Source organism: Streptomyces sp. NPDC111744 (assembly GCF_055634995.1).
Window position 1 is genome coordinate 1 of the sequence record NZ_JBVKCG010000014.1, and the last position, 16,841, is coordinate 16,841.

Annotated in this window: 17 protein-coding genes and 1 pseudogene; 9 read left to right on the forward strand and 9 right to left on the reverse strand. The window is 71.4% G+C overall.

What is annotated here, in order from left to right:
- Nucleotides 1-234: 234 nt before the first annotated feature.
- Nucleotides 235-1,692 (forward strand): NCS1 family nucleobase:cation symporter-1, encoded by a 1,458-nt coding sequence (locus ACZ7OO_RS27540; protein ID WP_471508664.1) that lies wholly within the window; start codon nt 235-237, stop codon nt 1,690-1,692.
- Between the two features lie 5 nt (nt 1,693-1,697).
- Nucleotides 1,698-2,420: an aspartate/glutamate racemase family protein gene (locus ACZ7OO_RS27545; RefSeq protein WP_471508666.1), complete on the forward strand. Its 723-nt coding sequence runs from the start codon at nt 1,698-1,700 to the stop codon at nt 2,418-2,420.
- Between the two features lie 170 nt (nt 2,421-2,590).
- Here ACZ7OO_RS27545 and ACZ7OO_RS27550 read toward each other — a convergent pair whose 3' ends face one another.
- From ACZ7OO_RS27550 to ACZ7OO_RS27560, 3 genes are read right to left on the reverse strand one after another with little or no spacing between them, the layout of a single operon-like run.
- Nucleotides 2,591-3,049 carry a GNAT family N-acetyltransferase gene (locus ACZ7OO_RS27550; RefSeq protein ID WP_471508667.1) on the reverse strand — a complete coding sequence of 153 codons (459 nt, stop codon included), beginning with the start codon at nt 3,047-3,049 and terminating at the stop codon, nt 2,591-2,593.
- On the reverse strand, nt 3,046-3,459 hold the full coding sequence (locus ACZ7OO_RS27555; RefSeq protein ID WP_471508669.1) for a RidA family protein: 414 nt from the start codon (nt 3,457-3,459) through the stop codon (nt 3,046-3,048). The genes ACZ7OO_RS27550 and ACZ7OO_RS27555 overlap by 4 nt, the downstream gene beginning before the upstream one ends.
- A gap of 45 nt (nt 3,460-3,504) precedes the next feature.
- Nucleotides 3,505-3,702, reverse strand: a complete 198-nt coding sequence (locus tag ACZ7OO_RS27560; protein ID WP_471508671.1) for a hypothetical protein — start codon at nt 3,700-3,702, stop codon at nt 3,505-3,507.
- 253 nt (nt 3,703-3,955) lie between these two features.
- Between ACZ7OO_RS27560 and ACZ7OO_RS27565 the strand changes: the two genes are divergently transcribed.
- The 4 genes and pseudogenes from ACZ7OO_RS27565 to ACZ7OO_RS27580 all read left to right on the forward strand — a co-directional run bounded on the left by ACZ7OO_RS27565 (nt 3,956) and on the right by ACZ7OO_RS27580 (nt 7,789).
- Nucleotides 3,956-5,812, forward strand: coding sequence for an FUSC family protein (locus ACZ7OO_RS27565; protein ID WP_471508673.1), 1,857 nt, complete (start codon nt 3,956-3,958; stop codon nt 5,810-5,812).
- A gap of 129 nt (nt 5,813-5,941) precedes the next feature.
- A pseudogene (locus tag ACZ7OO_RS27570) lies at nt 5,942-6,646 on the forward strand (amidohydrolase family protein); the annotation flags it as partial.
- Between the two features lie 164 nt (nt 6,647-6,810).
- Nucleotides 6,811-7,455: a DUF899 domain-containing protein gene (locus tag ACZ7OO_RS27575; protein WP_471508674.1), complete on the forward strand. Its 645-nt coding sequence runs from the start codon at nt 6,811-6,813 to the stop codon at nt 7,453-7,455.
- Between the two features lie 154 nt (nt 7,456-7,609).
- Complete coding sequence (locus tag ACZ7OO_RS27580) at nt 7,610-7,789, forward strand: hypothetical protein (RefSeq protein ID WP_352224613.1); 180 nt, start codon at nt 7,610-7,612, stop codon at nt 7,787-7,789.
- A gap of 19 nt (nt 7,790-7,808) precedes the next feature.
- Here the strand turns inward: ACZ7OO_RS27580 and ACZ7OO_RS27585 are convergent, their stop codons facing one another.
- From ACZ7OO_RS27585 to ACZ7OO_RS27595, 3 genes are all read right to left on the reverse strand, one after another.
- On the reverse strand, nt 7,809-9,671 hold the full coding sequence (locus ACZ7OO_RS27585) for an ABC transporter ATP-binding protein (protein WP_471509038.1): 1,863 nt from the start codon (nt 9,669-9,671) through the stop codon (nt 7,809-7,811).
- A gap of 393 nt (nt 9,672-10,064) precedes the next feature.
- Nucleotides 10,065-10,499 (reverse strand): hypothetical protein, encoded by a 435-nt coding sequence (locus tag ACZ7OO_RS27590; RefSeq protein ID WP_471508676.1) that lies wholly within the window; start codon nt 10,497-10,499, stop codon nt 10,065-10,067.
- Nucleotides 10,496-11,221 (reverse strand): ATP-binding protein, encoded by a 726-nt coding sequence (locus ACZ7OO_RS27595; protein WP_471508678.1) that lies wholly within the window; start codon nt 11,219-11,221, stop codon nt 10,496-10,498. The genes ACZ7OO_RS27590 and ACZ7OO_RS27595 overlap by 4 nt, the downstream gene beginning before the upstream one ends.
- 340 nt (nt 11,222-11,561) lie before the next feature.
- Here ACZ7OO_RS27595 and ACZ7OO_RS27600 point away from each other — a divergent pair, with 340 nt between their 5' ends.
- The 3 genes from ACZ7OO_RS27600 to ACZ7OO_RS27610 all read left to right on the forward strand — a co-directional run bounded on the left by ACZ7OO_RS27600 (nt 11,562) and on the right by ACZ7OO_RS27610 (nt 13,612).
- Nucleotides 11,562-12,422 carry a helix-turn-helix domain-containing protein gene (locus ACZ7OO_RS27600; RefSeq protein ID WP_471508680.1) on the forward strand — a complete coding sequence of 287 codons (861 nt, stop codon included), beginning with the start codon at nt 11,562-11,564 and terminating at the stop codon, nt 12,420-12,422.
- Nucleotides 12,423-12,698: a DUF397 domain-containing protein gene (locus ACZ7OO_RS27605; RefSeq protein ID WP_471508682.1), complete on the forward strand. Its 276-nt coding sequence runs from the start codon at nt 12,423-12,425 to the stop codon at nt 12,696-12,698.
- 110 nt (nt 12,699-12,808) lie between these two features.
- Nucleotides 12,809-13,612 carry an SAM-dependent methyltransferase gene (locus ACZ7OO_RS27610; RefSeq protein ID WP_471508684.1) on the forward strand — a complete coding sequence of 268 codons (804 nt, stop codon included), beginning with the start codon at nt 12,809-12,811 and terminating at the stop codon, nt 13,610-13,612.
- Between the two features lie 167 nt (nt 13,613-13,779).
- Here ACZ7OO_RS27610 and ACZ7OO_RS27615 read toward each other — a convergent pair whose 3' ends face one another.
- The 3 genes from ACZ7OO_RS27615 to ACZ7OO_RS27625 all read right to left on the reverse strand — a co-directional run bounded on the left by ACZ7OO_RS27615 (nt 13,780) and on the right by ACZ7OO_RS27625 (nt 16,817).
- Nucleotides 13,780-15,267: a glutamate synthase subunit beta gene (locus ACZ7OO_RS27615; protein WP_471508686.1), complete on the reverse strand. Its 1,488-nt coding sequence runs from the start codon at nt 15,265-15,267 to the stop codon at nt 13,780-13,782.
- Nucleotides 15,268-15,455: 188 nt separating this feature from the next.
- Nucleotides 15,456-15,935 (reverse strand): anthrone oxygenase family protein, encoded by a 480-nt coding sequence (locus ACZ7OO_RS27620; protein WP_471509040.1) that lies wholly within the window; start codon nt 15,933-15,935, stop codon nt 15,456-15,458.
- 180 nt (nt 15,936-16,115) lie between these two features.
- Nucleotides 16,116-16,817 carry a DUF2293 domain-containing protein gene (locus ACZ7OO_RS27625; RefSeq protein ID WP_471508688.1) on the reverse strand — a complete coding sequence of 234 codons (702 nt, stop codon included), beginning with the start codon at nt 16,815-16,817 and terminating at the stop codon, nt 16,116-16,118.
- Between the last annotated feature and the right edge of the window lie 24 nt (nt 16,818-16,841).

Sequence of the window (16,841 nt, forward strand, 5' to 3'; positions counted from 1 at the left end):
ATCTCCCAGCAAGTCGGCGAACAGAGTCCCGTCATCTCAACACATGCCACTGACGTCACGGTCAGCAACCGGCTCACGGAACTTGTGCCAGACCCTTTTACGGAGCCGTAACGGGACGGACATCGGTCAGAACGCTTGACGGGAGGACGATGACCGCAGTTTGGTATACCAAACGCGCGCAGTATCCGGCAGTCGTCCTCCGCTCTCCCCGTCCCCGTAGTCCCTGGAGGCCCCGTGTCCCTGGCCGACCGCGCCGAAGCCACCGGCGCACCCGCGTTCGTCCCCGACCCCCGGCTCACCAACGAAGACCTCGCCCCCGCCGAGAAGCGGAACTGGAAGGTCTTCGACCTCTTCGCCATGTGGATGTCCGACGTCCACAACCTCGGCAACTACACCTTCGCCGCCGGCCTGCTGGTCCTCGGCATGAACGTCTGGCAGGTCTTCACCTCCCTCCTCGCCGGCTTTGTGCTGATCTACGTCGGCATGAACCAGATGGGGCGGATCGGCCAGCGCCACGGCGTGCCGTTCCCGGTGGTCAGCCGGATCAGCTTCGGCGTCTGGGGCGCCAACATCCCGGCCCTGATCCGGGCCGTGATCGCCATCATGTGGTACGGCATCCAGACCTATCTGGCGTCTGTCGCCGTCAACGTGATGCTGCTGGCGGCCTGGCCCGGCCTGGAGTCCTGGACGCACCACTCGTTCCTGGGTCTGGACGCGCTCGGCTGGACCTCCTTCGTCTCCCTCTGGCTGATCCAGGCGGCGATCATCAGCCGGGGCATGGAGACGATCCGCAAGTTCCAGGACTTCTGCGGACCCGCGATCTGGCTGGTCATGATCGCGCTCGCCGTCTGGATCCTGGCCAAGGCCCACTGGACCATCTCGCTCACCTCCACCCCGCACCCGGTCTCGGCCGGCGAGCAGTGGCGGCAGTGGTTCGGCGCGATCGGCCTGATCCTGGCCACCTACGGCACGCTGATGCTCAACTTCTGCGACTTCTCCCGCTTCGCACCGGACTACCGCACCGTCCGCCGCGGCAACTTCTGGGGTCTGCCCATCAACTCCACGGCCTTCGTGGTCGTCTCGGTGATCGTCACTGCCGGCTCACTGGAGGTCTTCGGCGAGGCCATCACCGACCCCGCCGAACTGGTCGCCAAGGTCGGCAACACCTGGGTCCTGGTCGTGGCAGCCCTGACCTTCGCGGTCGCCACCATGGGCGTCAACATCGTCGCCAACTTCGTCTCACCGGCGTACGACCTGGCCAACGTCTGGCCGCAGAAGATCAGCTTCCGGGTCGGCGGCATGATCAGCACGGTCGCCGCGCTGGTTGTCACCCCCTGGAACCTCTTCTCCAACCCCACCGTCGTCAACTACTTCCTCGGCGGCCTCGGCGCCTTCCTGGGCCCGCTCTTCGGCGTGATCATGGTCGACTACTACTGGGTCAAGCGTGGTGCGGTGGACGTCGAGAAGCTGTTCGACGCGACGCCGGGATCGCCCTACCACTACCGCAAGGGCGTCAACCCCAAGGCGCTGTGGGCGTTCCTGCCCTCGGCGGCGGTCGCGGCGGTGCTCGCGCTGGTGAAGACGTTCAGCGATGTGGCGCCGTACTCCTGGTTCATCGGCACGGCACTGGCCGCCGGGCTGTACGCGGCGCTCTGCCGCACCGACCGAGCCGTCGCACCCCGGGAGGTCTGACGACCGTGCGGATCGTCGTCACCAACTGCAACACCACGCAGGAGATGACAGAGGAGATCGTACGAGGTGCCCGGGCCGCCGCAGGCCCGGGCACCACCGTGACCGGTCTGACCCCCGACTGGGGCCCCGAGTCGGCGGAGGGCTGGCTCGACAGCTACCTCTCGGCGGCGGCGGTGCTCGACGCGCTGCGGACGTACGACGGTCCGCCGTACGACGCGGTGGTCATGGCCGGTTTCGGTGAGCACGGGCGCGAGGGCGTAAGGGAGCTGGTGGACGTACCGGTCGTGGACATCACCGAGGCCGCCGCGCATCTGGCGTGTCTGCTGGGGCGCCGGTACGGCGTCGTCACGACCCTGGAACGGTCCCGCGGGCAGATCGAGGACAGCCTGGAGACGGCGGGGGTGGGCCGCAACTGCGTGGCGGTGGCCGGCACGGGACTGGGCGTCCTCGACCTCGCCGGTGACCCCGGGCGCACGGAGTCCGCGTTCCTCGCGGCGGCCGAACGGGTCCGGGACGCCGGCGCCGAGGTCCTGGTCCTGGGCTGCGCCGGGATGACGGGACTGCAGCGGGTGGTGGGGGAGAAGCTCGGGCTTCCGGTGGTCGACGGGGTCGGCGCGGGGGTGAAGCTCGCGGAGTCGCTGGTGGCGCTTGGGCTCACGACCAGCCGGGCGAGCAGCTATGCGAAGCCGCTGGCGAAGAGGCGGATGTGGGGTACGGGATCCGCATAGTGGTGGACGCGCGGGGAGCCCGGACCCTCTGGGACTTCGCGGTGCGGCTGTGCCTTGGGGAGCCTCGAATGGTCTCACGCCCACCACCCGCGCCCGCACCGAGGCCGTCGCGGCGGCCCGTTCGCCGGGGGCCATCGCGTGACCAACACCGCGGGCGGCGACACGTAGGTTCAGGGCCGCCAGACGTACCGCACATCAGGCTCCCGCTCCTCGTTCCCGCTCCCGTCCGTGTACTCGACGGGGACGAAGCCGTGCCGCTCGTAGAACCGGTGGGCGGGCTTGTTGACCTGGAACGCCCAGAGCGTGAGTCCCCGGGGGTTGCGCTCCTTCGCCAGAGCGACGAACCGGTCGCCGATGCTCCGCCCCCGCCACTCGGGGGCCAGGTACAACTGGGACAACTGGTCCCCCGCGAGCACCATCACACCCACGACGCGACCGGCCACCTCCGCGAGCCAGGTCTCCCGCTCCGGCACCACGACCTCCCGGAAGTACGCGCGCACCTCGTCGTCGGAGCGTGCCCGGACGACGCTGGGCAGGGCGGCGGAGTACGACCGCAGCCAGACGTCGGCGACGGCGGCGGCGTCCGGCCCGGCCGCCCGGCGCAGCACGACCCTGTCACCGGCGCTCACGGGCGCGCCCCCTCGGGCACGACGGCCGTGGCCGTGATCTCCACCAGCTGCCCGGTGTACCCGAGGCAGGCCACACCGACCAGCGTCGACGAATGCGGCCCGCCACGGAGCCCGGAGGCCTCGACGACCTCCCAGACGGCGGACAGCACGGCCGGATCACTGCTGACGACGTACACGTCGGTGGCCAGGACATGGGCCAGGTCGCTGCCGACCGCACGCAGTTGCTCCGCGAGATTCACCAGCACCTGCCCGGCCTGCCGTACGGGATCGCCCTCACCGACCAACTGTCCGTCGGTGTCGAGCGGGACGGCCCCGGCGAGGAACGCGAGTCTCGTACCGGCCTCGACGACGGAGACGTGCGAGTAGCCGGGCGGAGGGAAGAGGGCGGTGGCGGTGACACGGCGGATCACGGTGGCTCCTCGGACAGACGACTGACGGCCTCCCGATCATCCGGACTACAGCGCCATGACCGCATCCGAATATCCGTCATACCCCGCTGCCAGGGCCGCGCCGACCTTGCAGCGGTCGGGCTCCCCGCGCTGGTAAGCCCGCTCCTCATCCCACCGGTTGCGGTGTTCGACGGCGAGCGCCGCCAGTCTGTGCGGAGCCGGCCGCGGCACGTCGACCGGCTCCGCCGCGATCCGCGCCAGCACCTCCCGCCGCCTGCGCTCCGCGGCCGCCCTCGCCGCCGCGGAGGGGGCAGGCTACGCCCTCGGGCCCGCTCACGTTCATCGTGAAATTGCGTTCATAAAGAACACGGCCCTTCGCCCCACTTGTCACACCTCGGAAATACGAACGTACCTTTCCGTACGGGAACACGATCTACGGTGGAGACACCCAGACCGGAAGCCACGGCCGCCGTCGCCCGAAGGCATACCCCGCCCTCGTCCGCCGTACAGGAGCCCCGTGTCCCGTCGTGTCGCCCTGCCGCCCTGGCTCGCCCACGCCCTGCGCGCCCAGCGCGGGCCCGTGCCCTGGAGCGCCGTGACGAGAGGGGCGCTGGCCGCCGGGCCGCTGCTGCTCACCGCGGTCGCGGTCGGCCACACCTCTCTCGGTGTCGTCGCCGCCATCGCCGCGATGCTCGCCGGGGTCAACGACAGGCCGGGCAGCAGGCGGGCCTCCGTACGGCGGCTCGGGGCGCCCGCGGCGGCCGGGGCCGTGGGACTGCTCGTCGGGACGTACGGCGGTGAGCACCTCACGCCCGTCCCCCTGACCCTGCTGCTCACCGGGCTCGGGCTGGTCGGCGGCGGGATGAGTGCCGTCGGGCCCGTCGCCTCCGGGGCCGGGACGCAGTTACTGGTCGCCGCCGCCATCGGCGCCGGGATGCCGGTCGCCGAGGCGGGCTGGCAGCGGGCCCTCGCCTTCCTCGCCGGAGCCGGGTGGCTGCTGGTGCTGCGGCTGGCCCTGCCCACCCCCGGCGCCCTCACCGGCGACTACCGCTTCGACGGCGAACGGGACGCCGTCGCCGCCGTGTACGACGCCATCGCCGACCTGCTCGACGCCGTGGGCAGCGAGGCCGCCCTCGGGCGGCGCAAGGCGCTGAGCACCGCGCTCGACCATGCCCAGGACGCGCTCACCGGGCCCCGGTTGCGGCGGTACGCCAGTTCCGCCGCCGAGCGCCGGCTGCACGCGCAGTACGCCGCCGCGCTGCCCCTCGGCGAGGCGGCGACCGCCCTCGCCTGGGCGGGGGAGCCGATGTCCGAGCGGGCGGCCGAGGGGCCCCGGCGGCTCGCCGTCGCCGTCCGGGGGAACAGCGGCACCGGGCCGCTGCCCGCGCCGTCCCGGTCGGCGCCCGCCCTGCGCGCCCTGGACGACGCCCTGCTGCGCGCCGCCGAGGCCTTCGACCGGGCCGGGGGCGCGGAGCACCGGCCGCCCGCCCGGCGCCGCAGCCCGAAGGAGGTGCTGCGGGCCGCGCTCGGCAGCGGTGGACGGGAGTACGGGCTGCGGGTCGCCCTCTGCTTCGGGGCCAGCGTCGCCATCGCCCAGGCCCTGCACCAGGCCCGCTGGTACGGAGGGCACCAGCACTGGTACTGGCTGCCCGCCACCGCAGTCTTCCTCGTCAAGCCCGACCTCGGGCCGCTCGCCTCCCGGGTGCTGTGCCGGGCCGCCGGGACCGTGCTCGGCGCCCTCGTCTTCGCGGGCTTCGCTGCAGTACTGCCCCGGCCCGAGGGGCTCATCGCGCTGGTCGCCGTCTGCGGAGCGGTCATCCCCGTGTCCACCCGGCACTTCGGCGCCCAGACCGCCGCCGTCACCGTCCTCGTGCTCGCCCTGGTCATGGTCGGCGGCGAACCGCAGGCCTCCCTCAGCCGCATCGGCGAGACCCTGCTGGCCTGCGCGATCGTGCTGATCGTGGGGCATCTGCCGATGGCCGGGAAGCGGGGCGGCGGAGTACGGGCCCGGCTCGCGGCGGCCGGGCGGGCCGCACACGCCTATCTCGGCCACGTACTGAGCGAGTCCGACGACCGCGGCGAACGCTGGGCCCTGCGCCGCGAGGCCTACCGCACCCTCGCCGAGGCCCGCACCGCCATCGCCCTCGCCGCCGCCGAACTCCCCGCCCTCGCCCGGCACACCGAGGGCACCGAAGCGGTGGCCGCCGCGCTCGAACGACTCGTGGACACGACCACCGCGTGCGCCGTGCACCTCGACGAGACAGGCCGGCTCACCACCCGGCACACCCGGCAACTCGAAGACCTGGCCGCCGAGTTGGAGCATGGCGGTCGGCGGCTCGGGCTCGCGGTGCCGCGGATGCCGGTCGCGGCGTAGGGAATCAGGGCGACGCCGTACGCCTCAGTCGCCGAACCGTGCCCACACCGGTGCGTGGTCCGCCCCCGGTACCCCGCGGCGCTCCGCCGGGTCCTCGCCCACCGACGGGAGGGCCGGCGGAGCGGTGGTCACACCCACGCCCCGGTGGTCGCCCTGCGCGGACTCGCCGAGGACCTGCCGACAGAGGCGTGGTTCAACGACGTCGTCTGGCCCGTCGAGTCCAACCTCACCGGGAAGGATGTGGAGTTGGGGTTCACGGCTCGCCTGTGCCGAGATGATCTGGGGCGGGGTCACCTGCCGACCACTACTTCCGCATGGACGCGGTCGCCGCCGTCGTCGCCGAGTGCGGGCTGCGGGCCCATCTGGGAGAGGCGTACTTCTCCTCGCAGGGGCCCGAAGGGCGCGAGCGGTCAGTGGAGTTCGCGGCCGCCTCGACGTGTGGGAGTCGATGGCGCTCACCTCGCTGATCCAGAAGTCCAGCGAGGGCGATCCACGCCGGCTCCCGGCAGGCCCTGCACCACGCCACGCTGCAGAGCGCGCGGGCCGTCGGGCTAGGCGCACGCATCGGCCGGCTCGCCCCCGGCCACCGCGCCGACATCGTTCTCGTCGACCTCACCGGGCCGCACACCCAGCCCGTCCACGCTCGCCGCCACGCTCGTGCACAGCGCCCGCTCCGCCGACGTCCGCACGACGATCGTCGATGGCCGTGTCCTGATGCGCGACCGCGAACTGCTCACCCTCGACATGCCCATGGTGGTACGGGAGTCGGGGGAGCGGCTGCCCGCCCTCGTCGAGCGCCGGCAGGGTCGGCGCATCCAGGAGTACGACACCTGAGGGGGCGCGTCCCGCGGTGGCGTGTCCGACGGTGGCGCTGCCGGCCGTGGCGTGTTCGAAGGAGCCGCATCTGGCGGTGGCGCGGAAAAAAACCTCGGCCGCGCCGATGAGTTCTCTTCCCTCCGGCGGTCACCACCCGGAACCGACCGTCGTAAGGAGGGCCCATGTCGCTTCCGGAGATCGTCTCGCGTGAGCGGTGGCGTGCAGCGCGTGAGGAGTTACTGCTCAAGGAAGAGGCGCTCACACGCGCGCGGGAGGTGCTCAACGCCGAGCGGCGCCGGCTCCCGATGGTCGAGGTGGACCCCGAGTACGTGTTCGAGGGCGGCGACGGCAAGGCCACCCTGCTCGACCTCTTCGAGGGACGGGCCCAACTGATCGTCTATCACTTCATGTTCGCCCCGGAGTGGGAGGCCGGCTGTCCCAACTGCTCCGCGTTCCTGGACCAGATCGGCCATCTCGCCCATCTGCGGGCCCGCGGCACCTCGTTCGCCGCGGTGTCCCGGGCGCCGTTCACCAGGATCCTGCCGTTCAAGGCGCGGATGGGCTGGACGCTGCCCTGGTACTCGTCGTACCACAGCGACTTCAACCGCGACTTCAGGGCGACCCTCGTGGTCGACGACGAACCGGTCGAACGGCCCGGGATCAGCTGCTTCCTGCGGGAGCACAACCGGGTCTTCCACACCTACTCCGCCCACGACCGCGGCCTCGACGGACTCGGCTCGACCAGTTCCCTGCTCGACCTCACGGCGCTCGGCCGGGTACCCGCGGGCAGCGACCGGGTCCGTTATCACGACGAGTACGAGGAGTGACACAAGCGGTCACGAAAGTGGCCGAAAGTCAACGGAATGTCACCCTCCGCGCCGGTGACGTGTCGGCAATGTCTCAGTGCCGTCACTGGCCGAGCCATTCGTGTTCTCCAGAGCGTTAACTCCTACAACTACGGCGCACTTCTGGAGGTGCAGGATGGTGAACGGGCGAACGGTGCTCGAGGGCTTTCCCGCAGGCGGACCGCGAGGATCATGGCCGGCGGAGGAGTTCGCGCACGCGCGGCGACTCGAAGGCATGCCCGCCGAGGTCGTGATGGACCTGGCGACCGACACGTTCCTGGTGATCGTGCGCGGCGGCGACGGAGCCGAGGGCTAGCCGAGCGCCGGTCGGAGGGCTACCCCACCTTCCGGACGGGCACCTTGGTCGTGAACTGGTCCGCCTGGAGCGCGTACAGCTCTGCGTAGACCCCGCCGCTCGCCAGGAGTTCGTCGGGGGTCCCGGACTCCACGACCTGGCCCTGATCCAGGACGTGCACCAGATCGGCGTGGCGGACCGACGCCAGCCGGTGCGTGATCAGTACGACGGTCTGCCCGCTGCCCGCCAGCGCACGGATCTTCTCGAAGACCTCCAGCTCGGCCCGGGCGTCCAGGGCGGCCGTCGGCTCGTCCACGATCAGGATGCGCCCGCGCCGGTAGGCGGCCCGCGCGATGCCCAGCCGCTGCCACTGACCGCCGGACAGCTCGTGCCCGCCGCTGAAGTTCCGGGCCAGCAGGGTCTCGAGGCCGCGTGGCAGATCCTCGACCACCTCCTCCGCGCCGGCCTCCGAGACCGACCTGGTCAGTCGCTCCTCGGTGAGCGGCGCCGACGAGCGGCCGACGGCCACATTGACCTTGGCGGTGAAGGGCCAGCGCTTGAAGTCCTGGGCCAGCATCGCGACGCGCTCGGCGAGCCGGTGCCGGTCGGACTTCGCCGCGTCGACCCCGTCCCAGAGGATGCGGCCCCGGTCCGGCTGGTAGAGCCCGGCCAGCAGCTTGACCAGGGTGGTCTTGCCGGAGCCGTTCTCGCCGACCAGGGCGACGATCCGGCCCAGCGGGAGCGTGAGGGTGACGTCGTCGAGGGCGGGACGGGTGGAATCACCCGGATAGGTGAACGTGACGTTCTCGAAGCGGATCTCCCGCGGATCCTCCGGGAGCGGGTCGCCGCCGATCGGGATCGCCCGTTCGGCTGCCTCGACGTACAGCCGTTCCAGGTCGCCGACGAACAGTGCCTCCTCGTGCAGCGTGTTGATCTCCAGCACGAGCGTGTTGAGGCTCGCCGAGCCGGTGCGGATCGCGATCACCGCAGTACCGGCCACCGACAGGGCCATCGCCCCGCTCAGCAGCAGGGCGCCCAGCGTCGCGTAGGTGGCGACGGTCGCGAGACCGGTCCAGGCCGCCGCGATCAGGCCGGTGCGGGCGGCGAGCCGGGCCAGCCGGGCCTGCTCGGCCTCCGCCGTCTCCGACATCGCCCGGAAGTGCCGCAGCAGGAACGGGCCGACCCCGTGCACCCGGATCTCCGGCGCCGCCTCCGGCTCGGTGAGCAGGGCGCTGATCAGATGGCCGGCGCGGGCGTGCTGCACCCAGGTGTGGAACGACTCGTAGCGGCGCCGGGCGTTGGTCAGGGCGCCCCAGGCGCTGGGAATCGTCATCGTGATCAGCAGTGGCAGCAGGGCCGGATGCAGCACGGTCAGTACACCGGCCGCGGCGATCAGCGAGATCATCGCGTTCACCACACGGGTGCCGTACATGATCATGCGGCGGGCGGAGGAGGCGCCGTACTGTGCGGTGTCCAGCAGCTTGTGGAAGGCGTGGTCCTCGATCGCGGCGAGTTCGACGGCCGCGGCGCGCTCCAGGTACATCTCGGTCGCCACCCGCTCGACCTTGGGTTCGAGGCGGCCCGTGGCGTAGGTGGAGGCGGCACGCAGCATGGCGGCCACGAACATCACGGTGGCCATGACCACCAGAGCGGGGGCGGCGCCGCGCAGCCGTTCCTCGATGGTGCCGGTGCCGATCAGCCGGCCCAGCACGCTGTTCACGGCCAGCAGGCTCACGGCCTGTGACACGCCGATGGCCACCTGCGCGGCCAGCACCACGCGCGCGGCGCCGGGGTCCGCCTGACGGGCCAGCCGCAGGCTGGACGTGAGCATGCCGGGCAGACGGGTCAGCATCGCGCGGAGGTCCAGCTCCAGGAAGGCGTCCCGGTGCTGGTTCCAACCCATGTCGTAGCGGAGCGGCCCTCCGAACAGCAGCCGCTCCGACTCCGACACATCGCACGCCTCCGTGTCCCGCCTCTTCGTCACCGCGTTCCTCCCAGGGCCGTCGACGAACGGCCACTATCGCGGGCACGACGGCCCCCGGGCAGGGCGTGCGACGGGGCTCGCGGGGCGCGGGGGAGTGCGCTGGGGGTGCGGGGTGGGAGGGGGGGGGTGGACCGGGGATGGGTGGGTCGTGGGTGGGGTGGAAAGAGGTGGGCTGGGCCGGGGGCGGTTTGGGACAGCAGCCGAGAGGGTCCTCAGTCCGAACAGCCGCCCCGGCCCTCGGTCAGAACAGCCGAGCCGATCCCCGCCACCCGGTCTCTCGCGCCGCTTCTGTCGGCTGAAGCCGCGCAGCGGTCACGCGCTCAGTGGGCGGGACCACTCCGGCGTCGTCCCCGTCACCCGGCACAGGGCGAGGTAGAGCGGTATCGGCGGGGTGTACGGCACCGTGCCGTCGGGGCGGTGGATCAGCCGGGCGGCGCCGGGGAGCGGGGCCCCCGGACTGTAGTGAGCCGGTGCGGGCCAGGTGAGGGCGTAGTCGGAGTCCGCCGGGACGATCCACCACCAGCGCGTGCCGTCGGCGTACACACAGCCCACCCGCGGCAGCCGGGGTACCACCAGCGGCCCGAGGCGCGCCGGTACGGCCACGGTGTCGCAGCCCAGCGGTGTTGTCATGCCCTCGGGCACCGGGAGCCGGCGCACACCCCCCGCGCCCGCCGGCCGCTGCCCGCGCTGCAGCCGGACCAGGGTGTCGAGACCCAGCGACCGGCCGGAACCGGGGATGCCATTCACGGCTGCCTCCGCCCGGGCACCGGGCGGAGCGCCGCCTCCGACTGCCCCTCTTCCCCGGAACCGGGCGAGGGACGGTGGACCGGGCTGTGCGCGGGCCCGTGCGACGGGTCGCGCGAGGGCCCGCGGGACGAGCCGCGCGACGGGCCCGGGTCGGGGCGGGCGCCCCACCCGAGGTCGTTGCGGGGTTCGGCGGGGTCCTGGGCGGCGTCGGTCTGGCGCGGCAGCTCCGCCCAGACCAGCAGCCCAGGACCGTGTTCCTGAGCCCCCCAGGCCTGGCACAGCGCCTCGACGAGGAGCAACCCCCTCCCGTGCTCCTCCTCCGGACGCTGCGGGGACGGGTGGGGCTCATCCGGTGCACAGCCCTCGTCGTGCACGGCTATGCGCACCGTGTCGTCGTGGTCATGCAGCTCGCACACGACGCGACTGCTCGCGGTGTGCACGATCGCGTTGGTGACCAACTCGGATATGACGAGCATGGCGGTGTCACAGGTGTCCGCGCACACCGACCAGCCGGTCAGCCGGGCACGCACCAGGCGTCTGGCCTGTGCGGGAGAACCCGGATGAGCGGCCAGCTCGAACCGGAACCGGCGCTCGGCAGTGCCCCTACCAGGGGCGATCACCGCGGCAGCGCCGAGACCGAAAGGGTCTGCGGCGGCGTCTGTTCCTAAGGGCGCGGACGGAATCACGCTTGCCACTATCGCCCCGCCGTGAACACTTGGCAAGAGTCACTCTGAAAAATGCAGAGTGCTGTGTGACGCGGTGAGGCGTCGTGGCACACTGCTCGCAACAGCATGTCGAGCGGCGCCAGTTGGGATCAGTGAGGATCCGGCGGGCCGATCGGGCCAATGGGATTGATATGACCGAACCGGAAGTTTCCGGTTGTTTCGGTCAATTCGGTCCTCTGTCCTGTCTGGTTCTGCCGTCAGATCCTCGAATGAGTCTTCGAATGGCGCCGCTGGGCTGTCAGCATGCCGGTGACAGGTGACACCTGTAGGTGGTTGCGGCCGTGCCGCCGACGAGCGCAAGTGGCGGCCCGGCCGGGGAACTTCGTGGAGGTGGAGCGTGAGCGAGCCGCGGTCCGCGCCGACTGTGGGCCAGGTGGTCCTCGGTCGGCGCCTCCTTGACCTGCGCGAACGCGCCGGACTCAAGCGTGAGGAGGCCGCCCGTGTGCTCCGCGTGGCGCCCGCCACCATCCGCCGTATGGAGATGGCCGAGGTCGCCCTCAAGATCCCGTACCTCCAACTGCTCCTGAAGGCCTACGGGGTGACCGACGACGAGGCCGACGTCTTCGTCCGGCTCGCCGAGGAGGCCAACCAGCCCGGCTGGTGGCAGCGGTTCCATGACATCCTGCCGAGCTGGTTCTCCATGTACGTCAGCCTGGAGGGCGCGGCGAGCCTGATCCGTTCCTACGAACCGCACTTCGTGCCCGGGCTGCTGCAGACCGAGGACTACGCGCGCGGGGTGCTGAAGTCGGGCGCCGTCGGCCAGACCTGGCCGGAGGACATCGAGCGCCATGTCGCCCTGCGCATGCAGCGCCAGGGTCTGCTCACCCGTGATGACGCTCCCCGCTTCTGGGCCGTGATGGACGAGACCGCCCTGCGCCGCCCGGTCGGGGGCCCGGAGGTGATGCGCGCGCAGATCGACCGGCTGCTAGAGGTCACGAAGCTGCCCAATGTGACGCTCCAGGTCGCCCCGTTCGAGAGCGGGCCGCACCCGGGGACGTACGGGCCCTTCGTGCTGTTCCGATTCGCCATGCCCGAACTGCCGGACATGGTCTACAGCGAGTACCTGACCGGCGCCGTCTACCTGGACGCGCGCACCGAGGTGGCGACCCACCTCGAGGTCATGGACCGCATGGCGGCGCAGGCCGCTACGGCACAACGCACGAAGGAGATCCTCCGGGATCTCCGCAAGGAGCTGTGAATGGATCGCATCAAACCCCAGTCCAGGCCGCGGAACCGCACCAAGCGGATCTACAACGGCATGCCCGCCCGGGAACTGGGCAGCGAGGGCTGGCACAAGCCGTGGAGCGGCGGCAACGGCGGCAACTGCCTGGAGGCGATGAAGCTGGCGGACGGCCGGATCGCCGTCCGCCAGTCGACCGACCCCGACGGACCGGCGCTGATCTACACCACGGACGAGATGACGGCCTTCATCGAGGGCGCCAAGGCGGGGGAGGCCGACTTCCTGCTCTCCTGACCCTGCTCTTTCCCTTGTTCAGCTTGTTCAGCACGTTCAGCTTCGATTCAACTCCCTTTTCCTGGAACTAAATTGATCATTGACCGCGTCGGACGCTTATGGAGTGCCTCATGACCGGGCAGGACCGCACCGTGATCGACACCAGCAAGCCGCATCCCGCGCGGATGTACGACTGGTATCTCGGCGGCAAGGACAACTACCCGGTCGACGAGGAGATGGGCAAGCAGATGCTCGCCCTCGACCCCCGGGTGCCGGTGATGGCGCGGGTCAACCGCGCCTTCATGCACCGCGCCACCCGGTGGCTGGCCGAGCAGGGCGTACGGCAGTTCCTGGACGTCGGCACGGGCATCCCGACCGAGCCCAACCTGCACCAGATCGCCCAGGGCGTCGCGCCCGAGGCCCGGGTCGTCTACTGCGACCACGACCCGATCGTGCTGGCCCACGCGGCTGCCCTGCTGCGCAGCACACCCGAGGGCGCGACGGAGTATCTCCAGGCCGATGTGCGCGACCCGGCGGCGATCGTCGCCGGCGCGCGCGAGATCCTGGACCTCGACCGTCCGGTCGCGCTGTCGCTCGTCGCCCTGCTCCACTTCGTCCCCGACGAGGACGGGGCGCACGAGCTGGTCGGCCGGCTGCTGGCCGAACTGCCGTCCGGCAGCTACCTGATGATGACCCACGCCACCGCCGACTTCACCCCGGAGGAGTCGGCGGAGGCCACCGCGAAACTCAGGGCGGCCGGAGTCACCCTGGCGCTGCGCTCCCGGGAGGAGTTCGGCCGCTTCTTCGACGGCCTGGAACTCGTCGACCCCGGCGTCTCGGTGGTCCACCACTGGCGTCCTGAGCTGGGTGAGCCGGTGCCGGGGCAGGACGACGGGGTGATTCCGGGGTACGGGGCGGTGGGGCGCAAGCCGTAACCGGGCGCCTCGGTGTTTGGGGGGCGGCCGGGACCAGAGTCACGACCACATGCGCCGGGGCATCCGCGACGACGTCCAGGAACCGCTGGACGAACGCCGACACCTCTGACCCGGCCCCGCCCGCCCTGCTCTTCCCAGCCACCCCCGCCCCTCACGCACACGGTCACCTACACGCTCATCGGCCGGTCGTACGGCGATATAGGCGCCGGCAGCTGCGAACTCCCTGTCAGATAGCGGTCGACGGCCGCCGCCACCGCCCGCCCCTCCGCGATCGCCCAGACGATGAGCGACTGCCCGCGCGCCGCGTCCCCGGCGGCGAACACACCAGGCACGTTCGTGGTGAACTCCGCGTCCCGGGCGATCGTCCCGCGCGGCTCCGTCACCACCCCCAGCTGGTCGATGAGCCCGTCCTCCCGGTCGGGCCCAGAGAAACCGAGTGCGAGCAGCACCATGTCGGTGGGGAGCGTCCGACCGGTTCCCTGCACCGGGCGCCGCGCCGCGTCCACCTCCGTCAGGTGCAGCGACCTCACATGCCCGTTCTCGTCGCCGGTGAAGCGGAGCGTCGACGCCGCGAACAACCGCGCGTCCGCGTGCGCCGCGGGTGCCGTCTCCAGATCCCGCGCCTCCTCGTGCGCCGCCGACAGCCGGTAGATCTTCGGATACGTCGGCCACGGCTCGACATCCTCGTCCCGCTCCGCCCCCGGCTGCGCGTAGATGTCCAGCTGGGTCACCGACGCGGCCCGCTCCCGCACCGCCGTCCCCAGACAGTCCGCCCCCGTGTCACCCCCGCCCACGATCACCACATGCTTGCCGGCCGCCGACAGCGGCGACCGCGCCAGATCCCCCTCGCACACCCGGTTGGACAGCGGCAGATACTCCATCGCCTGGTGTATCCCGTCCAACTCCCGACCTGGCACCGGAAGTTCCCGCCACGCCGTCGCCCCGGTCGCGATCACCACCGCGTCGTACCGCCCCCGCAGCTCCGCCGCCCCGATGTCCTGCCCCACCGCCACCGACGTACGGAACTTCGTTCCCTCGGCGCGCATCTGGCCCAGCCGCCGCTCCAGATGGTGTTTCTCCATCTTGAACGAGGGGATGCCGTACCGCATCAGCCCGCCGAGCCGGTCGTCCTTCTCGTACACGGCGACGGTGTGACCGGCCCGGGTCAGCTGCTGCGCCGCCGCGAGCCCGGTCGGACCGGACCCGATCACCGCCACGGTCCGCCCGGACAGCCGTTCCGGCGGCCGTGGAGAGGTGAACCCCTCCGCCCAGGCCCGGTCGGCTATGGCGCACTCGACGTTCTTGATCGTGACGGCCGGCTGGTTGATCGCGAGCACGCACCCCGCCTCGCACGGCGCCGGACACAACCTCCCCGTGAACTCGGGGAAGTTGTTCGTCGCGTGCAGCCGGTCGCTCGCCGCCAGCCAGTCCTCCCGCGACACCAGGTCGTTCCACTCGGGGATCAGATTGCCCAGCGGACACGCGTCGTGGCAGAACGGCACCCCGCAGTCCATGCAGCGGTCCGCCTGCTTGCTGATGATGGGCAGCAGCGCCCCGGGGACATACACCTCGTCCCAGTCCCGGACCCGCTCCTCGACCGGCCGCCGCGGCCACTCCTCCCGCGGCGTGGTCATGAAACCCTTGGGGTCGGCCATGGTCGACTTCCTCGCGTGCGATTGCCCCAGGCCGTGCGTCATCGGCGGCACTCTTTCGGCCACGATACGTCCGCTCGGTTACGCCCGCAGAGCGGCTGACAGCGCCTTCTGCCGGGGCTTCCTCAGCCGGGAGCCAGCCAGCGGCCAGCCGGAAGCCAGTCCGGCGTCAGTTTTCTCCCATGTCTCCCTCAGGACAGGGCCAGTACATACAGGACCGCCGCCGCGGCCGCCGCGAGGGTGCGCACGTGGTTCCACTGCGTCCACTCACGCACATACGCCGGCCAGTAGGAGGCGGCCTCCGGCGTGCCCGGCTCCAGCTTGGCCAGCGCCTCGTTCCTGGGCACGTTCGTCACCAAAGTCAGCCCGAACGAACCGAACAGATACAGCGTGCTGCCCAGCAGCAGCTCCGTCTTCCCCTCGTCCGGCCACACCACGAACGTCACCACCGCGATCAGCGCGCACAGCACCGCCGACCCAGCGAACAGCAGCATGAACGCCGGGGTCAGGGCCGCGCGGTTGATCGCGTTCATCGCGGCGACCCCCTGTGCCGACGGCAACGAGGCCAGCCCACGCATCACGAAGATCGAGAACCCGCAGAACACCCCCGCCACCAGCCCGGTCCCCAGTACCCCCAGCAGGACCAGTACGTAGTACGGCCCGTCGATCACAACCACCACACTCACTCTCGCCCCTCGCCTCCGACACCGCCGTCACTCAAGTCAATGCCCACGACTGACCGCCTCTCATGGCTGTGAAGCACGTCCACATACACATCCGCCCTCCCGTCCCCGTCCCCGCTGGGCCGCCGTACCGGCATCCCGGCGAGGCCTGCGCAGCGCTGCCCGGGGTCAGCCGGTCAAGCGGATCTCCACCCCGGCCTCCCACCCCCGCAGCACCGCCTCCACCGTCCTCGCGATCCGCCGCCGCGCCTCGTACCGTGGCACCCCGCTCATCAGCAGCTGGTCGTACGGCGTGTCCACATGCCGTACCCCCGCCACCACCGCCGAGATCACGGCGCTCTCAGTCAGCGCCCGCCCGGCCGCGGTCCGCCCCACCCGGCCGCTGCCCCGCAGCGACGCGTGTGCCGCGATCGCCAGGGCCCGCTCCACCGGACAGCCCGGGAACAAACGCAGGATCTCCGCCGCGAACGCCTCCGTGAACCGCACATCCTCCGCCGCCCGCCGCTTCGCGTCCCGCGCCCGGCGCCGCCGCCGTGCCTCGGCATCGGCCAGACACCGCGCCTCGGCCCGGGCCAGCGCGGCCTCCTCTACGAGGACGCCCTGCCGCTCGTACCGGCTCTTGCGCCGGTCGAACCGCACCACCACCGCCGACAGCGTGCTCTCCTCCCGCGACCGCCGGGTCAGAGCCGTGTCCCCACGCGGCAGGAACACCAGATGCCCGAGATCGGCACACTCCAGACACCGCGGCGCCCCGTCCTCCAGCACCAGCATCGACAACGGCCCGCGCCGACAGGCCGCACACCGCTTGTGCCGAAGCGGCTGCACAACCAGAAGTCCGCCGTGGTGCGGGGGAGTTGCGAGGCGCGTCATATGCGGTTCTTTTCCCTGTCCACG